Consider the following 22502-nt stretch of genomic DNA (forward strand, 5'->3'; position numbering starts at 1 on the left):
TTTATGTGATTAAATTTTAATCAATTATACTTGAATTATTCTTTTTTTTATTTCTATATTTGCAAACTCAAAAAAATGCAATAAACTTAATTATTATATAAAATGACAAAAGCAGATATCGTAGCTAAAATTGCTGATAAATTAGGCTTAGAAAAAGGAGATGTTCAGGCTACAGTAGAGTCTTTTATGGACGAAGTTAAAAATTCGTTAGAAACAGGTGATAATGTTTATTTGAGAGGATTTGGAAGTTTTATTATCAAAACAAGAGCTGAAAAAACAGGTAGAAATATTTCAAAAAATACAACTATCAAAATTCCAGCTCATAACATCCCAGCTTTTAAACCTGCAAAAGTATTTGTTGAAGGTGTAAAAGAAAAAGTTAACGTAGAAGTATTAGAAGAATCGAAATAATTATTAACATAAAACCAACAAAGTTATGCCAAGTGGTAAGAAAAGAAAAAGACATAAGGTAGCGACTCACAAACGTAAAAAAAGAGCGAGAGCTAATCGTCATAAAAAGAAAAAGTAGTTCTTAAACTACTTTTTTCTTTTTAAACGTTCATTGAAAATGAGATTTAGGGTTGTTAGTTTTAGAAAGATTCTAAAATCAGCGTCTAAAATTTAAATCTTAAATCCTACGGGTTTATTCCTGTAAAAGAAATGTTTAATCCATCCTTACAATTAGCTACAGGTTGTAAGCGTTTTTGCTTATTTCCTATTGCCAAAAAGTTGGGATAAAAATTTACGCCGTGAATAAAGAACTAATTATTAGATCAAGTGAAAGTGCTGTAGATTTTGCCTTATTAAAAGATGGAAAACTAATAGAATTACATAAAGACGAAGATAGTTCGGGTGCCTTTCAGGTAGGGGATATCTACATTGCAAAAATTAGAAAACCAGTGGCAGGATTAAATGCCGCATTTGTTAATCTAGGTTTTGATAAAGATGCTTTTCTACATTATCATGATTTAGGGCCTAATTTATCTTCTCAATTGAAATTTATTAAACAAGTATGCACAGGTAAATTCAACGATTTTTTCCTAAAAACGTTTCAGTTTGAACCTGAAATTGATAAAAATGGTGTTATAACAGATGTGTTAAATGCTAATCAATCAATTTTAGTTCAAGTTGTAAAAGAACCAATATCTACCAAAGGACCTCGAATTAGTTCTGAGTTATCCTTAGCGGGTAGATACATCGTTTTAGTCCCTTTTTCAGAAAGAGTGTCTGTTTCACAAAAAATACACTCAAAAGAAGAGAAAGAACGGTTAAAACGTTTGGTATTATCCATCAAGCCAAAAGGCTTTGGGGTTATTGTTCGCACAGTAGCCGAAGGCAAAAAAGTAGCTGAAATTGACAAAGATTTACAAAATTTGTTAGACAAGTGGTCTGCAATGTGTAAACGAATTCCAACGGCTCATCATCCTTCTAGGGTATTAGGTGAATTAAACAGAGCGTCTTCTATTCTAAGAGATGTTTTTAATGATACTTTTACCTCAATATTAACAGACGATGAACAGTTGTTGCAAGAAACTAAGGAATATTTGCAAGAAATAGCTCCTGGGAAAGAATCAATCGTTAAGCTCTATAATTCAAGAGAAATTCCGCTTTTTGAAAAATACGGGATTGAACGTCAAATAAAAACTTCTTTTGGTAAAACTGTTTCGATGAGCAAAGGTGCTTATCTGATCATTGAACATACAGAAGCTATGCATGTCATTGATGTAAATAGCGGAAACCGATCAAATAAAGCAACCTCTCAAGAAGATACCGCTTTAGAAGTTAACCTAATTGCAGCTGCGGAAGTGGCACGACAGTTGAGGCTTCGTGATATGGGAGGGATTATTGTAGTCGATTTTATTGATATGCAAAACCCAGATAACCGTAAAGTTTTATTTGATTTCTTAAAAGAAGAAATGAGTGATGATAAAGCAAAACATAAAATCTTGCCTCCAAGCAAATTTGGTCTAGTGCAGATAACGCGCCAGCGTGTTCGACCAGAGGTAAGTATTAAGACTCGAGAGGAAGATCCAAATAATGAAAAAGGAGAAATTGATGCTCCTATCGTTATAGTAGATAAAATAGCCTCTGAGTTGGAAAGAATTATTAAGAAGTATAAAAAGGTGCGTTTGCACGTGCATCCATTTATTGCTGCTTACCTTACAAAAGGTTTTCCATCTATACGTTCAAAATGGTTTTTTGAACATAAAAAATGGGTTAAAATTATACCGCGTGACGCATACACGTATTTGGAATATAGGTTTTTAGATGAAACTGGAAATCCTGTAGAAGATTAATGAAAAAACCGCTTAGATCCCTAAGCGGTTTTTTTGTGTTTATAAATTTGTTTAGAATGAATAAAAATAACAGTTATTTAGTCGATTTTCTTCTACAAAAATTGATATTTCGCCCTACGCCCTTATCTTTGTAGCTTGGATTAATTATCATAATTATGCAATCAAATCAACTGGATTTTATACCTATTCTAATGCAAGTAGGACTAGCTGTTGGATTTGTAGGAGCTACTATCTTTATTTCAGGATTGTTAGGTCCCAAACGACATTCGGCTAATAAAGATAAAAACTTCGAGTGTGGTATTGAATCAATAGGGAATGCGCGTATTCCTTTCTCAGTAAAGTATTTCTTAGTTGCTATTTTGTTCGTGTTATTTGATGTCGAGGTAATATTTATGTATCCTTGGGCAGTAAATTTCCGCGAAATGGGGGTAGACGGACTGGCTAAAATGGGGATTTTTATGCTGCTTTTAGTAATCGGTTTCTACTATGTAATCAAGAAAAAAGGACTGGAGTGGGAGTAAAAAATTTATTTTAAATGATGAATTTTAAATTATAAATGAATAATTCAAAATTCAAAATTCAAAATTCAAAATAATTTGAAATGAGTGATTCTTCAAAATATACAACTGTAGCGCCACCACAAGGATATGCTGGTGAGGGTTTTTTTGCTACAAAATTAAGCGATGTGGTAGGTTTGGCTCGTGCTAATTCACTATGGCCTTTGCCGTTCGCAACTTCTTGTTGTGGTATCGAATTCATGGCAACAGCTGGTGCGCATTACGATGTGGCACGTTTTGGTATGGAGCGTATGAGTTTCTCGCCTCGTCAGGCGGATATGCTTTTAGTAATGGGGACTATTTCAAAAAAAATGGCACCTATTTTACGTCAAGTATATGAGCAAATGTCAGAACCAAAATGGGTTATTGCGGTAGGGGCTTGTGCTTCTTCTGGTGGGGTTTTTGATACGTATTCTGTTTTACAAGGTATTGATAAAGTAATACCAGTAGATGTGTATGTGCCTGGATGCCCACCAAGACCCGAACAAATTTTAGACGGAATTATGCGTTTGCAAGAAATTGTAAAAAATGAATCGGTTCGCCGTCGTAGTTCTGACGAATACAAAGAATTATTAGGTTCTTATAACATCAAATAATATGGCATTAGAGAACGCTGTTATTCAACAAAAATTAATTGACCAATTTGGATTAAAAGTATCTGAATTTGTTCAACTTCATGATATTTTGACTTTCGAAGTAGCTTCTGATGCTATTGTAGAAGTTATGAAATTCTTAAAAGAAGACGCTACCTTGCGTTTCAACTTCCTAACGGATCTTTGTGGTGTACATTATCCAGAATATGAAGCGAATCGTCAACTAGGCGTTGTGTATCACATGCACAACTGGATTGATGGTGTTCGTATCCGCATCAAATGTTTTCTTCCTATCGACAATCCTGAAATTGACTCAGTTACTTCTTTGTTTTTAGGTGCTAACTGGCAAGAGCGCGAAACGTTCGATTTCTACGGAATTACTTTCAAAGGACATCCTCAATTAAAACGTATTTTAAATATGGATGAAATGACCGTATTCCCAATGCGTAAAGAATTCCCACTTGAAGATGGTGGACGTACGGATAAAGACGACCGTTTCTTTGGAAGAACTACTCATAATTGTTAATAAAACTGAAAATCAATGTCAGAGTTATTATTAAAACCAGAAGAGCGTTACGCTAGCATCATCGAACAAAGAAGAAACGAAGATGGTAGCGAACTAGCCATATTAAACCTAGGACCTACACACCCTGCTACCCACGGTATTTTTCAAAACATCTTATTGATGGATGGAGAAAGAATTATTGATGGGGAAGGTACTGTAGGATACATTCATAGAGCTTTTGAAAAAATTGCAGAAAATCGTCCGTTTTACCAAATCAATGTATTGACAGACCGTATGAACTATTGTTCATCGCCTATCAATAACATGGGATGGTGGATGACGGTTGAAAAAGCTTTAGGGATAGATGTTCCTAAAAGAGTACAATACATGCGTGTGATTGTAATGGAGTTAGCTCGTATTGCAGACCATATTATTTGTAACTCGATTTTAGGAGTTGATACAGGAGCCATGACAGGTTTCTTTTATGTATTTGAATACCGTGAAAGAATCTACGAAATCTATGAAGAAATTTGTGGTGCTCGTTTAACAACCAATATGGGACGTATTGGTGGTTTTGAAAGAGATTGGTCTGCTGAAGTTTGGAAAAAAATTGACGCTTTCTTAGCGGATTTTCCAGCGGTTTGGGCAGAGTTTGAAAGTCTTTTAAACCGTAACCGTATCTTTATGGATAGAACCATCAATGTGGGACCTATCTCTGCTGAAAAAGCCATGAGCTACGGATTTACTGGACCAAATTTACGTGCCGCGGGTATCGATTATGACGTGCGTGTAGCACAACCCTATTCGTCTTACGAAGATTTCGAATTCAATATTCCAGTTGGAAAATCAGGAGATACGTACGACCGTTTTTGTGTGCGTAACGCAGAAGTTTGGGAAAGTATCAGCATCATCAAGCAAGCATTAGCAAAAATGCCTGAAGGACCTTTCCATGCAGATGTTCCTGAATATTACTTACCTCCAAAAGAAGATGTATATACTACAATGGAATCGCTAATTTGGCATTTCAAAATTGTTATGGGCGAAGTACCAGTTCCATTAACAGAAGTATATCAAGCGGTTGAAGGAGGAAATGGTGAGTTAGGTTTTTATTTAGTTACTGATGGAAGCCGTACCCCATATCGTTTACACTTTAGAAGACCTTGTTTTATATATTACCAAGCATATATCGATATGGTAAGAGGGCAAAATCTATCAGATGCTATTGCTACTTTATCAAGTTTGAATGTTATTGCTGGAGAATTAGACGCTTAATGCTATGGAAAAACACGATTATACCCATTATAAACAAGAAATAAATATTACGCCTGAACTAATGACTCGTATTAATGAGTTAATTAGTCATTATCCAGAGGACAAACGTAAATCGGCTTTAATTCCTGTACTACATGAAGTACAAGATGCACACGACCATTGGTTGAGCTATGCGTTGCAAGACAAAGTAGCGGAGATTTTAGGAATCAAACCCGTGGAAGTTTACGAAGTGGTTTCTTTCTATACCATGTTCAACAGAAGACCTATTGGTAAATATATGTTTGAATTTTGTCAAACCTCTTGTTGCGCGACTCGTGGTGTAGAAAATTTAATGGATTACACTTGCGATAAACTAGGTGTGAAATTAGGTGAAACTACTGCAGACGGATTATTTGAAGTTCGTGGTGTAGAGTGTTTAGGTGCTTGTGGTTATGCTCCTATGTTACAGTTAGGAGATTTTTATCACGAACATTTAACGAAAGAAAAAATTGACCAGCTTATCGACGATTGTAAAGCTGGTAAAGTACAAATGTTAGATAAATAATACTATGGGAAGAAAAATATTATTAGAAAAAATAAATATTCCAGGTATTAAAACCTACGAAGTATATCGTCAAAATGGAGGTTATGCTTCGGTGGAAAAAGCGTTAAAACAAATGACCCCTGACGAAGTTACTGAAGAAGTAAAAACTTCAGGAATTCGTGGTCGTGGTGGAGCAGGTTTCCCAGTAGGGATGAAATGGAGCTTCATTGACAAAAAATCAGGAAAACCACGTCATTTAGTTTGTAATGCCGATGAGTCGGAGCCAGGAACGTTCAAAGACCGTTTCTTAATGGAATACATTCCGCACTTATTAATCGAAGGGATGATTACCTCTTCGTATGCTTTGGGCGCTAATTTATCTTATATCTACATCCGTGGAGAATATATGTGGGTTTTCAAAACGCTTGAAAGAGCGATTAAAGAAGCTTACGCTGCGGGTTGGTTAGGAAAAAATATATTAGGAACTGGATACGATTTAGATTTACACGTACACTGTGGTGCAGGAGCTTACATTTGTGGTGAGGAAACTGCTTTAATCGAATCGTTAGAAGGTAAAAGAGGAAACCCTCGTCTTAAACCCCCATTTCCCGCCATTTCAGGGTTATGGGCAAATCCAACAGTAGTAAACAATGTAGAATCTATTGCTGCGGTGCCTTGGATTGTTTTGAATAAAGGGGAAGAATACGCTAAAATAGGTATTGGTCGTTCTACAGGAACTAAATTGATTTCAGCTTCTGGACATATTAAAAATCCTGGGGTTTACGAAATTGAATTAGGTCTTTCGGTAGAAGAATTCATGAATTCTGACGAATATTTAGGCGGAATGATGGATGACCGACCGTTAAAAGCGTTAGTACCTGGTGGTTCTTCGGTGCCAATTTTACCACAGCATTTAATTTACAAAACTGCCAATGGTGACGACCGTTTAATGACATACGAATCCTTATCTGATGGAGGATTTGCTACAGGTTCCATGTTAGGTTCAGGAGGTTTTATAGTGTACAATGATACTACTTGTATTGTTCGTAACACTTGGAATTTCTCTCGATTCTATCACCACGAATCTTGTGGGCAATGTACCCCATGTCGTGAAGGAACAGGATGGTTAGAAAAAATCCTTTGGAGAATTGAAAACGGACAAGGAAGAGAAGAAGATATCGAATTGTTGTGGAGTATCCAATCTAAAATTGAAGGAAACACGATTTGTCCATTAGGTGATGCGGCATCATGGCCGGTGGCTGCGGCGATTCGTCATTTTAGAGAAGAATTTGAGTACCACGTTCGTTTCCCTGAAAAAATTAAAAATAGAGACCACTACGTAAATGAGCCTTTCGAAAAAGTAAGACATTTAGTAGCGAAGCAAACTGTATAAAGAGCCCCTCCCAACCTCCCCAAAGGGGAGGAGAAGGAGAATAGATAATATTAATTTTAATTTCCCGATTCCCCCCTTTGGGGGTTAGGGGGCTGATAATATGAAAGTAACCATAGACGGACAATCGATAGAAGTCGAACCAGGAACAACTATCCTGCAAGCGGCTCGTATGATAGGAGGCGAGAGTGTGCCCCCTGCGATGTGTTATTATTCGAAGTTAGAAAAAACTGGTGGTAAATGTCGCTGTTGTTTGGTGGAAGTGACCAAAGGTAGTGATGCAAACCCAACTCCTATGCCTAAACTTGTTGCCTCTTGTGTAACAGGTGTTATGGACGGTATGGAAGTGAACAGTAAAAATTCGACTCGTGTGGAAGAAGCACGTAAATCGGTAACGGAATTTTTGTTAATCAATCACCCTTTAGACTGTCCTGTTTGTGACCAAGCGGGTGAGTGTGATTTGCAAAATTTAAGTTTCCAACACGGTAAATCGGAAACGCGTTTTATTGAAGAAAAACGTACGTTTGAACCCGAAGATATCGGTCCAAACATTCAATTACACATGAATCGTTGTATCTTATGCCAACGTTGTGTGGCAGTTGCTGACCAATTAACAGATCACCGTGTACATGGGGTAATGGATAGAGGGGATCATGCAAATATCTCAACTTGTATTTCTAAAGCTATCGACAATGAAATGTCAGGAAATATGATTGATGTTTGTCCAGTAGGTGCTTTAACAGATAAAACATTCCGTTTCAAATCACGTGTTTGGTTTAGCAAACCTTATGATGCACACAGAGATTGTGACAAATGTTGCGGAAAAACAACAGTTTGGATGTTTGGTAATGAAATCCAACGTGTAACTGGTCGTAAAGACGAATTCCATGAAGTAGAAGAATTTATCTGTAATACATGTCGTTTTGACAAAAAAGAAGTTAGCGATTGGACAATTGAAGGCCCTCGTAAATTCGAAAAGTTCTCGGTTATCAACCGTAATAAATATGCGCTTAATGCTCCAAAAGTAGAAATCAAAACAGAAAATCAGATTTTGTTTGGACGTGAGCAAGACCGTAAAAAAATTAGTATGACCAATGTTCCTTTAGAGAACAACGATAATTCAAATCAATAAGCAATGGAACAAGCATTAATTATAGAAAAAGGAATTATCATCGTAGCTGTTTTTGCCATCACTATGTTGGCCGCTATGTACACAACGTTAGCAGAACGTAAAATTGCAGCTTGGTTGCAAGACCGTATCGGTCCTAACCGTGCGGGTAAAGGAGGTATTTTACAACCCTTAGCGGATGGTTTAAAACTATTTGCCAAAGAAGAGTTTATGCCTGATACGCCTAATAAATTCTTATTCATATTAGGGCCTGCTATCTCTATGAGTATGGCATTAATTACAAGTGCTGTTTTACCTTGGGGTGATTCTATTCAAATTTTTGGTAGAACGGTAATTCTTCAAGCGGCTGAATTAGATGTGTCCATCTTATACGTATTTGCTGTTTTATCTATCAGCGTTTACGGGATTATGATAGGTGGATGGGCATCAAACAACAAGTATTCTTTAATGTCTGCTTTACGTGCATCATCGCAAATGATTTCGTATGAAGTTGCTATGGGATTATCCATTATTGCAGTAATTATGATGAATGGCAACTTAAGTTTGAGAGAAATTGCCAACCAACAACATGGTATGAACTGGAATGTGTTTTACCAACCTTTAGGGTTCATTATTTTCTTAGTTTGTTCTTTTGCCGAAACGAATAGAACGCCTTTCGACTTAGCGGAATGTGAGGCGGAGCTTATAGGTGGGCACCACACAGAATATTCATCTATGAAAATGGGATTCTATTTATTTGGTGAATATGCGGCTATGTTTGTTTCTTCAGCTATTATTTCTATCTTATATTTTGGAGGATACAATTATCCTTTCATGGATATGGTTGCAGAAGCTTTAGGGCAAAATGCTGCGAACATTATCGGAATCATGGCTTTGTTTGCTAAAATATTATTTTTCATCTTCTTCTATATCTGGGTTCGTTGGACTATTCCTCGTTTCCGTTATGACCAGTTGATGAATTTAGGTTGGAAAATGTTAATTCCTTTAGCGATTGCCAATGTAGCAATAACAGGAATTGTGATTGTATTAGCTGATAAATTGTAAAGAGAGATGTCAATAGAAAATATTTCATTATCAGGCAGAAAAAAGGAGGTCTCTAATAAAAAGATGACTTTCTGGGAAAGCTTGTATCTGGTTGCGATTGTGAAAGGATTGTTTACAACGATTCGTCACTTGTTCAAAAGAAAGGTTACCATTAAGTATCCAGAACAAGTACGCCCGTTCAGTCCTGTTTATCGTGGACAACACATGTTGAAACGCGATGAGCAAGGTCGTGAAAATTGTACGGCATGTGGTATGTGTGCCGTAGCTTGTCCAGCAGAAGCAATTACCATGACAGCAGCCGAACGTAAAAAAGGAGAAGAGCATTTGTATAGAGAAGAAAAATATGCTTCAACGTATGAAATTAATATGTTGCGTTGTATTTTCTGTGGTTTATGCGAAGAAGCTTGTCCTAAAGATGCGATTTATTTGACAGAATCAAAAGTGATTGTAAAATCAGCATCAAACCGTGAAGACTTTATTTACGGAAAAGATAAATTGGTAATGCCATTAGATATGGCAATTAAGAACTCAAAAACAAACTAAAATGTCGATAATTACACTTTTCTATATTTTAGCGGCGATTACTCTTGCTACTGGTTTCATGACTGTAGTGAGCAAAAATCCTATCCATAGTGCCATTTATTTGGTATTGTGTTTTTTTAGCATTGGTGGGCATTACTTGTTATTCAATGCGCAATTCTTAGCCTTAGTACACATCATTGTATATGCTGGTGCTATCATGGTTTTGATATTGTTTACCATCATGTTGATGAACTTGAACAAAGAAAATGAACCTAATAAGGATATGTTATCCAAAATATCCGCTACACTTGCATTTGGATTATTATGCTTTGTGTTGTTAGCTACTTTTGTAAAGGCTATGCCTAAAATTCAGGAGTATAAAAACACAGGAGCTGATTTCCAATCTATCAAAGTTTTGGGTAAAGTATTGTTAAATGAATATATGGTACCGTTTGAATTTGCTTCTGTATTGTTATTAGTAGCTATGATTGGTGCGGTATTATTGTCTAAAAAAGATGAATCAGTTCAATAAGATGGAGAATATTTTATCACAAATAGGAATTGAAAACTATATTTACTTAGCAGTGTTGCTGTTTAGTATAGGAGCTTTCGGGGTATTGTACCGTCGTAATGCGATTATTATGTTTATGTCGGTTGAAATTATGTTGAATGCGGTTAACCTATTGTTAGTTGCTTTTTCAACCTATCATCAAGATGCACAAGGACAAGTTTTTGTATTTTTCTCCATGGCCGTTGCTGCTGCGGAAGTAGCTGTTGGATTGGCTATCTTGGTTTCTATTTTCAGAAACACAGGCTCGATTGATATAGATAATTTAAAGAATTTAAAAGGATAAATACTAATGGAAAAAAATTTAGCTTTAGTATTATTGTTAGCGCCTTTATTTGGATTTTTAGCCAATATATTTTGGGGTAAAAAAGCAGGTAAAGGATTTGTAGGACTGTTAGGAACATTATCTATTTTAATCTCCTTCTTTGCTACCACGTATTTTTTCACGTTAATCCAATCGACTGGAAAAGGAGTGCAAATTGATTTATTCCAATGGATTTCTTTGGAAAAATTCAACATTAACTTTTCGTTCTTGTTAGACCAATTATCCGTATTATGGTTACTATTCGTAACGGGTATTGGTACATTGATTCACATGTATTCCGCAAGCTATATGCATGACGATGAGAATATGCATAAGTTTTTTGCATACTTAAATCTATTCGTATTCTTTATGATTATGTTAGTAATGGGTAGCAACTTATTGATTCTTTTCATTGGCTGGGAAGGTGTAGGATTATGTTCTTATTTACTTATCGGATTTTGGTATAAAAACCAAGAGTATAATGATGCTGCTAAAAAAGCATTCATTATGAACCGTGTTGGAGATTTAGGTTTATTAATTGGTATCTTCATCTTAGCTTTTGTTTTTGGAAGTTTAGAATATTCAGAAATCGCTAATGGTATTTTTGAAAAAGGATTAGCAGTTAAAAATGCTGGATTATTATCGGTTGCCGCTTTATGCTTATTCATTGGAGCAACTGGTAAATCAGCACAGGTGCCTTTATATACTTGGTTACCTGATGCGATGGCGGGACCTACGCCAGTTTCGGCCTTAATCCACGCTGCAACCATGGTTACCGCAGGTATTTTTATGGTAACGCGTTTGAACTTCGTGTTTGATTTAGCACCATCGGTACAACAAATCATTGCTATTATAGGTGCTGCAACAGCAGTTTTAGCAGCAGCTATTGGTTTAGTACAAAACGATATTAAAAAAGTATTGGCTTATTCTACCGTTTCTCAATTGGGATTAATGTTCTTAGCTTTAGGTTTAGGAGCTTATGAAGTAGCCGTTTTTCACGTAATTACACATGCTTTCTTTAAGGCTTGTTTGTTCTTAGGCTCGGGTTCAGTTATTCACGCTTTACATGGTGAGCAAGATATGCGCAACATGGGTGGTTTGAAAAAAGTGATGCCTATTACGTATATGACCATGATGATTTCTACCTTAGCCATTTCAGGTATTTTTCCTTTTGCTGGTTTCTGGTCAAAAGACGAAATCTTGATGACCGCTTTCCATGGTAGTAAAGCTTTATGGGTAGTGGGTTCAGTCTCTTCAATAATGACTGCTTTCTATATGTTCCGATTGATGTATTTGACTTTCTTTGGCGAATTTAGAGGAACAGAAGCACAAAAGAAACATTTACACGAAAGTCCAAAGTTAATCACTATTCCTTTGATGATTTTAGCAGCTTTAGCTGTAGTGGGTGGTGCCATCAACTTACCTGGTAGCACTTGGTTATCGCATTATTTAGCGCCTTTATTCCACAAAGCACATGAGGCACATCATTTAGATGGTACTGCATATATGTTAATGGCAATTGCTACAGTAGGTGCTTTAGTTGGAATTTATTTAGCATATTCAAAATATATTGCCAAAAAAGGAGTACCTGTTCAAGATGAGCAGTTACAAGGTTTTGCCAAAGTTGCTTATCATAAGTTCTATGTAGATGAAATGTATGAAGCGGTTATCGTGAAACCTATTTATCAATTATCTCATTTCTTTAGAAAATATACTGAAGTAATTATTTCAGAAATAATATTAGGTTTTGCTAAAACAGCTCAATTATTAGCAAATCAAGGAAAATTAATTCAAAATGGAAATATTGGGGTTTACTTATTAGCTTTTGTGATAGGACTATCTTCGATTTTGGTTTATATATTTTTACTTTAATACGATAGTACAATGAACGTATCATTTTTACTTGTTTTATTATTATTCGGATCAGTTGCTACTTATTTATCAGGAAATAAGTTGGCAAAAATGGTAGCTCTCACATTTAGTTTAGCTGCCACCGTATTTTCTTTTTATACCTTGAATGTTTTTCAAAGAGGTATAAATCCTAGTTTTATTCAACAATGGATTGAATATCCTAATGTATATGCAGCGTTAAAAGTGGATGGCTTATCGTTAGTTATGATTTTGTTATCAACTACACTTACAACAATAATTGTTTATTCATCTTTTGGAAATTCATTTAAAAATAGCAAAGTGTTCTATTCATTAGTTGTTTTTATGAACTTTGCCATGGTAGGAACTTTCTTAAGTGCGGATGGGCTGGTGTATTATATTTTTTGGGAATTAGCGTTATTGCCCATTTATTTTATTGCCTTATTATGGGGCAATGGAGATGTGGAAGAACGTAAACGCGCTATCATGAAGTTTTTTATATTCACTTTAGCGGGTTCCTTATTTATGTTAGCTGCTTTTGTGTATTTATTCCAAAAAGCAGGTTCCTTATTGTTAATAGATTTATATGCTATTAAATTAACAGAAAAAGAGCAGTTTTGGATATTTTTAGGTTTTTTCTTAGCCTATGCTATTAAGATACCTATTTTTCCATTTCACACTTGGCAAGCTAATACATATCAGAAAGCACCTGCTGTGGGTACTATGTTGTTGTCAGGTATTATGCTTAAAATGGGATTGTATAGTGTAATTCGTTGGCAATTGCCATTAACACCAATAGCAGCTAAAGGAATGATCAATATATTACTAGGATTGAGTATTATTGGTGTGGTTTACGGTTCCATTGTAGCTTTAAAGCAACGTAATTTAAAAAAATTATTAGCTTATTCTTCATTAGCGCACGTTGGATTAATCGCGGCTTCAACTTACACACTATCATTAGATGGTTTGAGGGGTGCTGTATTACAAATGATTGCACACGGTTTTGTAGTAGTAGGTTTGTTTTTTGCTGCGGAAGTTATTGAAAGACGTTTTAATACACAAGAAATTGCTGATATGGGAGGGATTCGTATACAAGATACAAAGTTTGCTTCTCTTTTTATGATTATTATGTTAGCATCAGTAGCATTACCCTCTACATTTAATTTTATAGGGGAGTTTACCGCTTTATATAGTATTTATAATGTAAATATTGGATTTGCAGTGGTGGCTGGTACAACCATTATATTAGGTGCTTTTTATATGCTCAAAATGTTTCAAAATGTAATGTTAGGTGAAGTAAATGCTAAGTCTTTTGCCGCTGTAACGGTACAGGAAATTACTGTTTTTGTTGTATTGATTGTCGTTTTATTATTTTTTGGTTTATATCCTAAACCAATCAATGATTTAATTACACCAACATTAAAAGAAATAGTTTTAAAAATTAATAATATAAATTAAATTGAGATTTTGTTTTTAGATTTGAAAGTCTAAGAACAAATGTCTTAAACATTAGTATAGATGAATACATTAATTGCTATATCAGGATTAGGAGTAGTTGTCATGTTAGCTGAAATGCTAAATGCAAGGAAAGCTATTGTGCCTTTAACCATTGTAGGTTTATTAGCTATTTTAGGTTTTAATATTTCTGAGTACAATCTTTTGGGTACCTACTTAAACAACATGATGTTTGTAGACCGTTTTTCTGTCGCTTTTTCTAGCTTGTTTATTGTAATTACCATTTTTCTTATTGCAATGGGAGGTGAGTTTTATAAAGAAAAAATGTCTAGAATTTCAGATTTTGTTTCTATAAAAGTTTTCCTATTAGCAGGAGGAGTAGCTATGGTATCTTTTGGTAATTTAGCCATGTTTTTTCTAGGGATTGAGGTTCTTTCTATTTCATTATACGTTTTAGCAGCAAGTAACCGTTTGAATCTGCGTAGTAATGAAGCGGGAATGAAATATTTTTTAATGGGAGCATTTGCTTCCGGTGTTATATTGTTTGGTATTGTTTTGATTTATGGAGCTACTGGAAGTTTTGATTTACAAACAATTTATCAAACAGTTCATACAACTAATTATCCACAATGGTATAATATTGGTTTGATATTTCTTCTAATAGGTATGCTGTTTAAAGTGGCTATTGTTCCTTTTCATTTTTGGTCGCCAGATGTATATGAAGGTTCGCCTGCACTTACAACAGCTACTATGGCAACTTTAGCAAAAGTGGTTTCTATGACCGCTTTATTAAAATTAACGACTCTATTAGTTCCTTTTCAAACGTACCACTTCCAGTTATTAATTGTAGTGCTTTCAATTGCATCTATGATAGTTGGAAATATAATGGCATTACGTCAAAATAACGTAAAACGTATGTTAGCTTTTTCAGGAATTTCTCATGCAGGATTTATGTTAATGGCTTTAATTGTTCCTAATTTTTCTGCAAACATATTGTTCTATTATGCAACAGCCTACACTATTTCAGGATTGGCTATTTTTGCTGTGGTTTTATATGTTACAAAAGGAAAAGAGAATGAAACCATTGATCTTTTTAATGGTTTAGGAAAAACGCATCCTATTGCTTCATTAATTGTAACCACTTCATTACTTTCTATGGCAGGTATTCCTGTTTTTTCAGGTTTTTTTGCTAAGTTTTTCTTATTGAATCAAATCATAAATTCAGGTTGGATTGTTCTAATTGTTGCTGCCATAATTGCATCTATAATCAGTGCAGGCTACTATTTTAGAGTAATCATAGTTATGTATACAAAAGCTCCAAGTGACGAGGAAAAACAAAAAATGCCTACGGTATACTTAGTGTTAGGCGTAATAGGGTTGGTAGCCAATTTGATGATCAGTTTTTTCCCAAATCTAATATTGAATTTGATTCGATAAAAAATACTTTAAATAAAAAAGGGAACTATCATAACTTAGATAGTTCCCTTTTTTTATGAGCTAAATATTACTTATTGGGCTTTATTAAAAACGAATTAGGGTATTTTTTTCTTAAATCGGATAACTTCTTTTCTGCTTCTATTCGAGTTCTAAAATTCCCAATCCAAACTTTATAAATAGGCGTATGAAATACAATAGTTCCCTCTAAATTTTTATTGTTTTTTCGGAATTCAATCAACGTTTTTTTCGCCTCTTCATTTTCTCCTGTGAAAATTTGAATTTTAAAATAATCATAAAGAGGAATATTGTTGTTTATTTTTCTTTTTTCATTCAAAAGTTGTTCAAATCTTGGATCTTGTTGAATGTTTTTTTGTGGATTTTGTGCATTTATAGATAGGCAGAAAAAAGAAGGAATACTGATGTAAAGTACAGATTTACAAAATGTTAAAATATTCATAATAAATCATTTTTTGAGCAAATGTAAGATATAATTAAAAAAGAATGTCTTTTAAATTATTTAGAACAATTATAAATTAATATTTAAGATATATTTAAGGTTTTGAGAATACTTCATAAGTCGTATTTTTGTCAGAGTTTTTTAAATGGTATATTGTATTCGTACGATTTGTACTGTAAAGAATATACCAAATTTAGATGATAACCATTTAATTTATGAAAAAGGTGGGAAACCATAAATCGTTTTTAAGAGTAGTAGCGTTAAATCTAGCGTTTCTATTATCTGTTTCTTTAAGTTCTTTTGCTCAAGAACCTGCTGCTTCAGCGTCAGCTGATGCTGCTGCGGCTCCAGCTGCTGCCGGAGATGCTGCTGCAGGGAAGGCTTTGTTTAACGCAAATTGTGCAGCTTGTCACAAGTTAGATGCTAAAATGACAGGTCCAGCGCTTCGTGGTGTTGCAGAACGTCGTGATAGAGCTTGGTTAGGACAGTGGATTAGAAATTCAAAAGGTTTAATTGCATCAGGAGATGCTGATGCTGTGAAAGTTTTTGAGGAGTTTAATAAGGTTCCAATGACAGCCTTTCCTCAGTTATCAGATGCTGATATTGATAACATTATAGCGTATACTTCAGAACCTAAAGAGGAAGTAAAGGCACCAGCAGCTGGCTCAGCTGTAAATGGTGGAAATACCGATTCTTCTGGTGTGTCTAACAATGTAGTGTTAGGGTTGTTAGCGGTTGTGTTAGCAATTTTAGTTGGGATGTTGTATATGGTTTACAGTACCTTGCGCAAGATTTCTGCTGCTAATGGAGTAGAGGTGAAAGATCGTAAGTTCAGCTTGTTGCCTTTATGGAAATCGTTTGCTAGAAATCAATTCTTAGTGTTGGTATCTACTATTTTATTGGTTTTAGTAAGTGCTTATTTTGCGTATGGTTATTTAATGCAAGTAGGGGTAGATCAAAATTATGCACCTATTCAACCTATTCATTATTCACACAAAATTCACGCAGGGGATAATGGTATCGATTGTAAATATTGTCACTCAGCTGCTCGTACTAGTAAAAATGCAGGTATTCCTTCATTGAATGTTTGTATGAACTGTCACAAAAATATTTCTGAATTCCAGGGGGATAAAGATTCTACGTATGTTGAGTATACTAAAGAATTCTATACGGCTGAAATTCAAAAATTATACGATGCAGTAGGATGGGATAAAACAGCTCAAAAATATACAGGAAAGCAAAAACCAGTTAAATGGGTTAGAATTCACAACTTACAAGATTTCGTGTATTTTAACCACTCTCAACACGTTTCAGTTGCTGGAATTGAATGTCAAAAATGTCACGGTCCTGTAGAAACTTTTGAAATCATGAAGCAACACGCTCCATTAACTATGGGATGGTGTGTAAATTGTCACCGTGAAACAGCCGTAAAAGTAGAAGGTAACGCTTACTACGAGAAAATCCATGCCGAACTTTCTAAAAAATATGGTGTAGACAAGTTAACAGCTGCACAAATGGGAGGTCTAGAATGTGGTAAATGTCACTACTAATAATTTATTAAGAAGCTAATTTTTATATATAATATGTCATCAAACAAAAAATACTGGAAAAGTGTTGAAGAGCTAAACGAAAATAGCTCTATTGTTGAGACGCTTAGAAATAACGAGTTTGTTGAAGAAATTCCAACAGATGAGTTTTTAGGGGATGCTGCTACACTTGCATCGTCTAATACAACACGTCGTGATTTTCTTAAGTATGTAGGATTCAGTACAGCGGCTGCAACTTTAGCTGCTTGTGAAGGTCCAGTGCATAAGTCTATCCCTTATGTAGTTCAACCTGAGGAAATCATTCCTGGAATTGCAGATTATTATGCTACTTCATTCTCGGATGGTTTTGATTTTGCTAATATCTTAGTAAAGACTCGAGAAGGTCGTCCTATTAAGATTGAAAATAACAAAATAGAAGGTGCAAACTTCCATGCTAATGCTCGTGTTCATGCGTCTGTGCTATCATTGTACGATAGCTTACGTTTAAAAACTTCGAAAATAGCAGGAAAAGACACCTCTTGGACTGAAGCAAATGCTATGATTAAAGCTAGTATTGCTGAAGCAAAAACTAAAGGAGGTAAAATTGTATTATTAACTAATACTTCTGCTTCTCCATCTACGGATCGTTTAATTGGTCAATTCTTAACCGTTACACCTAATTCAAAGCATGTGGTTTATGATGCAGTATCTTCATCAGAAGCTTTGGATGCTTTCCAAATGGTTTATGGTGAAAGAGCTTTAGCAGATTATGATTTTTCTAAAGCAAGTGTAATTGTATCAGTTGGAGCGGATTTCTTAGGGGATTGGCAAGGTGGCGGTTTTGATGCAGGTTACGCTCAAGGACGCATTCCTCAAAATGGTAAAATGTCTAAACACTATCAGTTTGAAGCTAATATGACATTGTCTGGTGCTGCTGCTGATAAACGTGTTCCAATGACAGTGGCACAGCAAAAACAAGCTCTAGTTCAAATTTATAATATTGTAACAGGTTCGGCTGTTGGTTCAGCTAATAATCCTGAGGTTGCAAAAGCAGCTCAACAATTAAAAGCGGCTGGATCTAAAGGTGTTTTGGTTTGTGGTATTGATGATAAAAATGCTCAATTATTAGTATTAGCAATTAATCGTGCTTTATCAAGCGAGGCTTTTATTACAGGAAATACACGTCAGATTCGTAAAGGGAATAATGCTGATGTTAAACAATTAATTGCTGATATGAATGCAGGTGCTGTTCATACTTTAATTATGAGTGGTGTTAATCCTGTTTATACTTTACCAAATAGTAAAGAGTTTACAGACGCATTAAAAAAAGTAAAATTAGCGATTACTTTCACAATGAAAGAAGATGAGACTGCTTTAGCTTCTACGATCGCTATAGCTACTCCTCACTATTTAGAATCATGGGGTGATGTAAGTGTTGTAAAAGGGAGTTATGCTATTACACAACCTACTATTCGCCCATTATTTGATACCGTTCAATTCCAAGATGCTTTGTTATCATGGACTGAAAATGCTCAATCTTATTATGACTACATTCGTGGTTCTTATGCAGGTTTAAAAACTTGGAACCAATTAGTACACGATGGAGTTGAATTTATATCTTTACCTACGGCTGGTGGTGCTGGAGCTGATTTTAATACAGCAGCAGCTACTTTAGTAAATGCTAAATCAGCAGGTATGGAGTTAGTATTATATACTAAAACAGGTATGGGAGATGGACAACAAGCGAATAACCCTTGGTTACAAGAATTCCCAGATCCAATTACAAGGGCTTCTTGGGACAATTACGTAACAATGTCTAAAACCGATGCTGAAAAATTAGGTATTGAAAATTGGAATGTTGCTAATGGAGGCTTAAATGGCCATACAGCTACTCTTACTATAGGGGGTGTGAAATTAGAAAACGTACCAGTAATGATCCAGCCAGGTCAGGCAAAAGGAACTATTGGTTTAGCTTTAGGCTATGGTCGCAAAGCTTCTTTAAAGGAAGAAATGCAAGTAGGTGTTAATGCTTATCCTGCTTATGTAAACTTTAATACGGTACAAAATGTTGCTGTTGAAAAAGGGAATGATGAGCATGAATTTGCTTGTGTACAGTTACAAAAAACATTAATGGGTCGTAATGACATCATTAAAGAAACTACTTTAGAAATTTTTAATACAAAAGATGCTGCGGAGTGGAATGTAATGCCTCTAGTATCTTTAGATCATAAAGAAGTGCCTTCTACATCAGTAGATTTATGGGAGTCTTTTGATAGAACAATCGGTCACCACTTTAATTTATCTATCGACTTAAACGCTTGTACAGGTTGTGGAGCATGTGTAATTGCATGTCATGCTGAAAACAACGTTCCAGTAGTAGGTAAATCAGAAGTAAGAAGAAGCCGTGATATGCACTGGTTACGTATTGATAGATACTATTCTTCTGAAACTACTTTTGAAGGGGATAATGAGAAAAAACACTCAGCGTCTGGATTACTAGATTCGAGAAATAAATATATCGAATTAGAATCAGCTTCAGAAAACCCACAAGTAGTATTTCAACCGGTAATGTGTCAGCACTGTAACCATGCTCCATGTGAAACGGTATGCCCTGTAGCGGCTACATCACACGGGCGTCAAGGACAAAACCACATGGCATATAACCGTTGTGTAGGTACTCGTTACTGTGCCAATAACTGTCCTTATAAAGTACGTCGTTTCAACTGGTTCTTATACAACCAAAATGATGAGTTTAACTATCACATGAATGATGATTTAGGGCGTATGGCATTAAATCCAGATGTAAACTTACGTTCTCGTGGGGTTATGGAAAAATGTTCAATGTGTATCCAGATGACTCAAGCTACTATCTTAAAAGCGAAAAATGAAGGGCGTGTTATCAAAGATGGTGAATTCCAAACGGCGTGTTCTAATGCGTGTACGTCAGGAGCGATGATATTTGGTGATGTAAATGATAAAGAATCGCAAGTGGCTAAATTAGCTGCTGGAGAACGTTCTTACCATTTATTAGAGCATGTAGGTACTCAACCAAATGTGGTTTACCAAGTTAAAGTTAGAAATTAATATTAATTGAAATAAGATAAAGGATTATGTCGTCTCATTACGAAGCACCTATCAGAAAGCCTTTAGTACTTGGTAGCAAAAGCTACCATGATGTAACGGTAGACGTAGCTCGTCCTGTAGAAGGAAAAGCGAACAAACAATGGTGGACAGTATTTTATATCGCATTAGCTATGTTCCTTTGGGGAGCTAGTTGTATGCTATACACTATAACCGAAGGTATTGGTACCTGGGGGTTAAATAAAACAGTAGGTTGGGCATGGGATATTACCAACTTTGTATGGTGGGTAGGTATCGGCCACGCAGGTACATTAATTTCTGCTGTATTATTATTATTCCGTCAAAAATGGAGAATGGCTATTAACCGTTCTGCTGAGGCAATGACTATTTTCTCAGTAGTTCAGGCTGGTTTATTCCCTATCATTCACATGGGACGTCCATGGTTAGGGTATTGGGTATTACCTATACCAAACCAGTTTGGTTCGTTATGGGTTAACTTCAATTCCCCATTATTATGGGACGTATTCGCAATTTCAACATATTTATCAGTTTCATTGGTTTTCTGGTGGACTGGTTTGTTACCTGACTTTGCTATGTTACGTGACCGTGCAGTGACGCCATTTACAAAACATATTTACTCAGTACTATCTTTTGGATGGTCGGGTAGAGCTAAAGACTGGCAACGTTTTGAAGAGGTTTCTCTTGTATTAGCTGGTTTAGCTACTCCGTTAGTACTTTCGGTACACACGATTGTATCTTTTGACTTCGCTACTTCGGTTATTCCAGGATGGCATACTACCATCTTACCTCCGTACTTCGTTGCAGGTGCAATTTTCTCAGGTTTCGCGATGGTAAATACGTTGTTAATTATCATGAGAAAAGTGTCTAATTTAGAAGACTATATCACGATCCAACATATTGAATTAATGAATATTGTTATCATGATCACAGGATCAATTGTAGGATGTGCTTATATTACTGAGTTATTTGTTGCTTGGTATTCGGGAGTAGAGTATGAGCAATACGCTTTCTTAAACCGTGCTACAGGTCCTTACTGGTGGTCATACTGGGCAATGATGACTTGTAATGTATTCTCTCCACAATTTATGTGGTTTAAGAAGCTAAGAACAAGTATCATGTTCTCATTCATTATCTCAATTGTAGTAAACATTGGTATGTGGTTTGAACGTTTCGTAATTATCGTAACTTCATTACACCGTGATTATTTACCCTCTTCATGGACAATGTTCTCTCCAACATTTGTTGATATAGGTATTTTTGTTGGTACAATAGGTTTCTTCTTTGTATTGTTCTTGTTATATTCTAGAACATTCCCAGTAGTAGCACAAGCAGAGGTTAAAACAATCTTGAAAACATCTGGTGATAATTACAAAGCAGATAGAGAAAAAAATGGTCATAATCACGATAATCACTAATAAGTCATGAGTCATAAAGTTATACATGCACTATATAATGATGATGATGTGTTAATGGATGCCGTAAAAGCTACCCGTAAAGCACACCACCACATCGAAGAAGTCTATACTCCATTCCCGGTTCACGGTTTAGATAAAGCAATGGGGTTAGCACCTACAAGAATTGCTATTGCAGCATTCTTATATGGATGTACTGGTTTATCATTTGCCACTTGGTTATTAAATAATATCATGATTAGTGATTGGCCTCAAGATATTGGAGGTAAACCAAGCTTTGCATTTTATCAGAATATGCCTGCCTTTGTGCCGGTAATGTTTGAAGAAACTGTATTTTTTGCTGCTCACTTAATGGTAATTACTTTTTATATGAGAAGTAAATTATGGCCATTTAAAGAAGCTGAAAATCCAGATGTACGTACAACAGATGACCACTTTTTAATGGAGGTTGCTGTTAATAATAATGAAGACGAATTAACTTCTTTCTTACAAAGCACAGGTGCTGTGGAAGTGAAAGTGGTAGAAAAGCATTAATAAGAT

General features: G+C 35.4%; 21 protein-coding genes. 20 read left to right on the plus strand and 1 reads right to left on the minus strand.

The features are described from left to right. The first annotated feature begins 102 nt into the window (after nt 1–102). The 16 genes from HUE53_RS09095 to HUE53_RS09170 all read left to right on the plus strand — a co-directional run bounded on the left by HUE53_RS09095 (nt 103) and on the right by HUE53_RS09170 (nt 15465). Nucleotides 103–411 carry an HU family DNA-binding protein gene (locus HUE53_RS09095; RefSeq protein ID WP_014164151.1) on the plus strand — a complete coding sequence of 103 codons (309 nt, stop codon included), beginning with the start codon at nt 103–105 and terminating at the stop codon, nt 409–411. A 338-nt stretch (nt 412–749) separates the two neighbouring features. Beyond that, nucleotides 750–2297 carry an Rne/Rng family ribonuclease gene (locus tag HUE53_RS09100; RefSeq protein WP_014164152.1) on the plus strand — a complete coding sequence of 516 codons (1548 nt, stop codon included), beginning with the start codon at nt 750–752 and terminating at the stop codon, nt 2295–2297. 155 nt (nt 2298–2452) lie between these two features. Further along, nucleotides 2453–2818: an NADH-quinone oxidoreductase subunit A gene (locus HUE53_RS09105; protein ID WP_014164153.1), complete on the plus strand. Its 366-nt coding sequence runs from the start codon at nt 2453–2455 to the stop codon at nt 2816–2818. An 80-nt stretch (nt 2819–2898) separates the two neighbouring features. Next, nucleotides 2899–3450, plus strand: coding sequence for an NADH-quinone oxidoreductase subunit B (locus HUE53_RS09110; protein WP_065213786.1), 552 nt, complete (start codon nt 2899–2901; stop codon nt 3448–3450). Between the two features lies 1 nt (nt 3451). Then, a complete protein-coding gene (locus tag HUE53_RS09115; protein WP_065213785.1) occupies nt 3452–3973 on the plus strand; it encodes an NADH-quinone oxidoreductase subunit C in 522 nt (173 codons plus the stop codon). Nucleotides 3974–3988: 15 nt separating this feature from the next. After that, nucleotides 3989–5224 (plus strand): NADH-quinone oxidoreductase subunit D, encoded by a 1236-nt coding sequence (locus HUE53_RS09120; RefSeq protein ID WP_014164156.1) that lies wholly within the window; start codon nt 3989–3991, stop codon nt 5222–5224. Nucleotides 5225–5228: 4 nt separating this feature from the next. Continuing rightward, complete coding sequence (locus HUE53_RS09125; RefSeq protein ID WP_077225466.1) at nt 5229–5768, plus strand: NADH-quinone oxidoreductase subunit NuoE family protein; 540 nt, start codon at nt 5229–5231, stop codon at nt 5766–5768. Nucleotides 5769–5772: 4 nt separating this feature from the next. Continuing rightward, on the plus strand, nt 5773–7140 hold the full coding sequence (gene nuoF, locus HUE53_RS09130; RefSeq protein WP_088466307.1) for an NADH-quinone oxidoreductase subunit NuoF: 1368 nt from the start codon (nt 5773–5775) through the stop codon (nt 7138–7140). Nucleotides 7141–7240: 100 nt separating this feature from the next. After that, complete coding sequence (locus HUE53_RS09135) at nt 7241–8269, plus strand: 2Fe-2S iron-sulfur cluster-binding protein (protein WP_065213779.1); 1029 nt, start codon at nt 7241–7243, stop codon at nt 8267–8269. A 3-nt stretch (nt 8270–8272) separates the two neighbouring features. Next, nucleotides 8273–9310: an NADH-quinone oxidoreductase subunit NuoH gene (nuoH, locus tag HUE53_RS09140; RefSeq protein ID WP_192188427.1), complete on the plus strand. Its 1038-nt coding sequence runs from the start codon at nt 8273–8275 to the stop codon at nt 9308–9310. Nucleotides 9311–9316: 6 nt separating this feature from the next. Then, nucleotides 9317–9853 (plus strand): NADH-quinone oxidoreductase subunit NuoI, encoded by a 537-nt coding sequence (gene nuoI / locus HUE53_RS09145; RefSeq protein ID WP_192188428.1) that lies wholly within the window; start codon nt 9317–9319, stop codon nt 9851–9853. A gap of 1 nt (nt 9854) precedes the next feature. Next, the gene (locus HUE53_RS09150; RefSeq protein ID WP_014164162.1) at nt 9855–10364 is read left to right on the plus strand and encodes an NADH-quinone oxidoreductase subunit J family protein; all 510 of its coding nucleotides are present in this window, start codon (nt 9855–9857) and stop codon (nt 10362–10364) included. Between the two features lies 1 nt (nt 10365). Then, nucleotides 10366–10686: an NADH-quinone oxidoreductase subunit NuoK gene (gene nuoK / locus HUE53_RS09155; RefSeq protein WP_041253135.1), complete on the plus strand. Its 321-nt coding sequence runs from the start codon at nt 10366–10368 to the stop codon at nt 10684–10686. Between the two features lie 6 nt (nt 10687–10692). Continuing rightward, nucleotides 10693–12576, plus strand: a complete 1884-nt coding sequence (gene nuoL / locus HUE53_RS09160; RefSeq protein ID WP_192188429.1) for an NADH-quinone oxidoreductase subunit L — start codon at nt 10693–10695, stop codon at nt 12574–12576. A 12-nt stretch (nt 12577–12588) separates the two neighbouring features. After that, nucleotides 12589–14031 carry a complex I subunit 4 family protein gene (locus HUE53_RS09165; RefSeq protein ID WP_014164165.1) on the plus strand — a complete coding sequence of 481 codons (1443 nt, stop codon included), beginning with the start codon at nt 12589–12591 and terminating at the stop codon, nt 14029–14031. Between the two features lie 60 nt (nt 14032–14091). Then, entirely contained in the window at nt 14092–15465 is a 1374-nt protein-coding gene (locus HUE53_RS09170) for an NADH-quinone oxidoreductase subunit N (protein ID WP_192188430.1), read from the plus strand. Between the two features lie 67 nt (nt 15466–15532). On the opposite strand, the gene HUE53_RS09175 is transcribed toward HUE53_RS09170, so the two are convergent. Continuing rightward, nucleotides 15533–15922, minus strand: coding sequence for an SPOR domain-containing protein (locus HUE53_RS09175; RefSeq protein WP_014164167.1), 390 nt, complete (start codon nt 15920–15922; stop codon nt 15533–15535). 215 nt (nt 15923–16137) lie between these two features. Between HUE53_RS09175 and HUE53_RS09180 the strand changes: the two genes are divergently transcribed. Genes HUE53_RS09180 through HUE53_RS09195 form a run of 4 tightly spaced genes read left to right on the plus strand, consistent with a single transcriptional unit; the run spans nt 16138 to nt 22496 of the window. Then, entirely contained in the window at nt 16138–17472 is a 1335-nt protein-coding gene (locus tag HUE53_RS09180) for a c-type cytochrome (RefSeq protein WP_014164168.1), read from the plus strand. 33 nt (nt 17473–17505) lie between these two features. After that, entirely contained in the window at nt 17506–20532 is a 3027-nt protein-coding gene (locus HUE53_RS09185; protein ID WP_065213775.1) for a TAT-variant-translocated molybdopterin oxidoreductase, read from the plus strand. A gap of 26 nt (nt 20533–20558) precedes the next feature. Next, nucleotides 20559–21965, plus strand: a complete 1407-nt coding sequence (nrfD, locus tag HUE53_RS09190) for an NrfD/PsrC family molybdoenzyme membrane anchor subunit (protein ID WP_014164170.1) — start codon at nt 20559–20561, stop codon at nt 21963–21965. A 6-nt stretch (nt 21966–21971) separates the two neighbouring features. Then, nucleotides 21972–22496 (plus strand): DUF3341 domain-containing protein, encoded by a 525-nt coding sequence (locus HUE53_RS09195; protein WP_014164171.1) that lies wholly within the window; start codon nt 21972–21974, stop codon nt 22494–22496. Nucleotides 22497–22502 lie beyond the last annotated feature (6 nt).

This window comes from Flavobacterium columnare (assembly GCF_014844295.1).
Taxonomy (GTDB): domain Bacteria; phylum Bacteroidota; class Bacteroidia; order Flavobacteriales; family Flavobacteriaceae; genus Flavobacterium; species Flavobacterium columnare.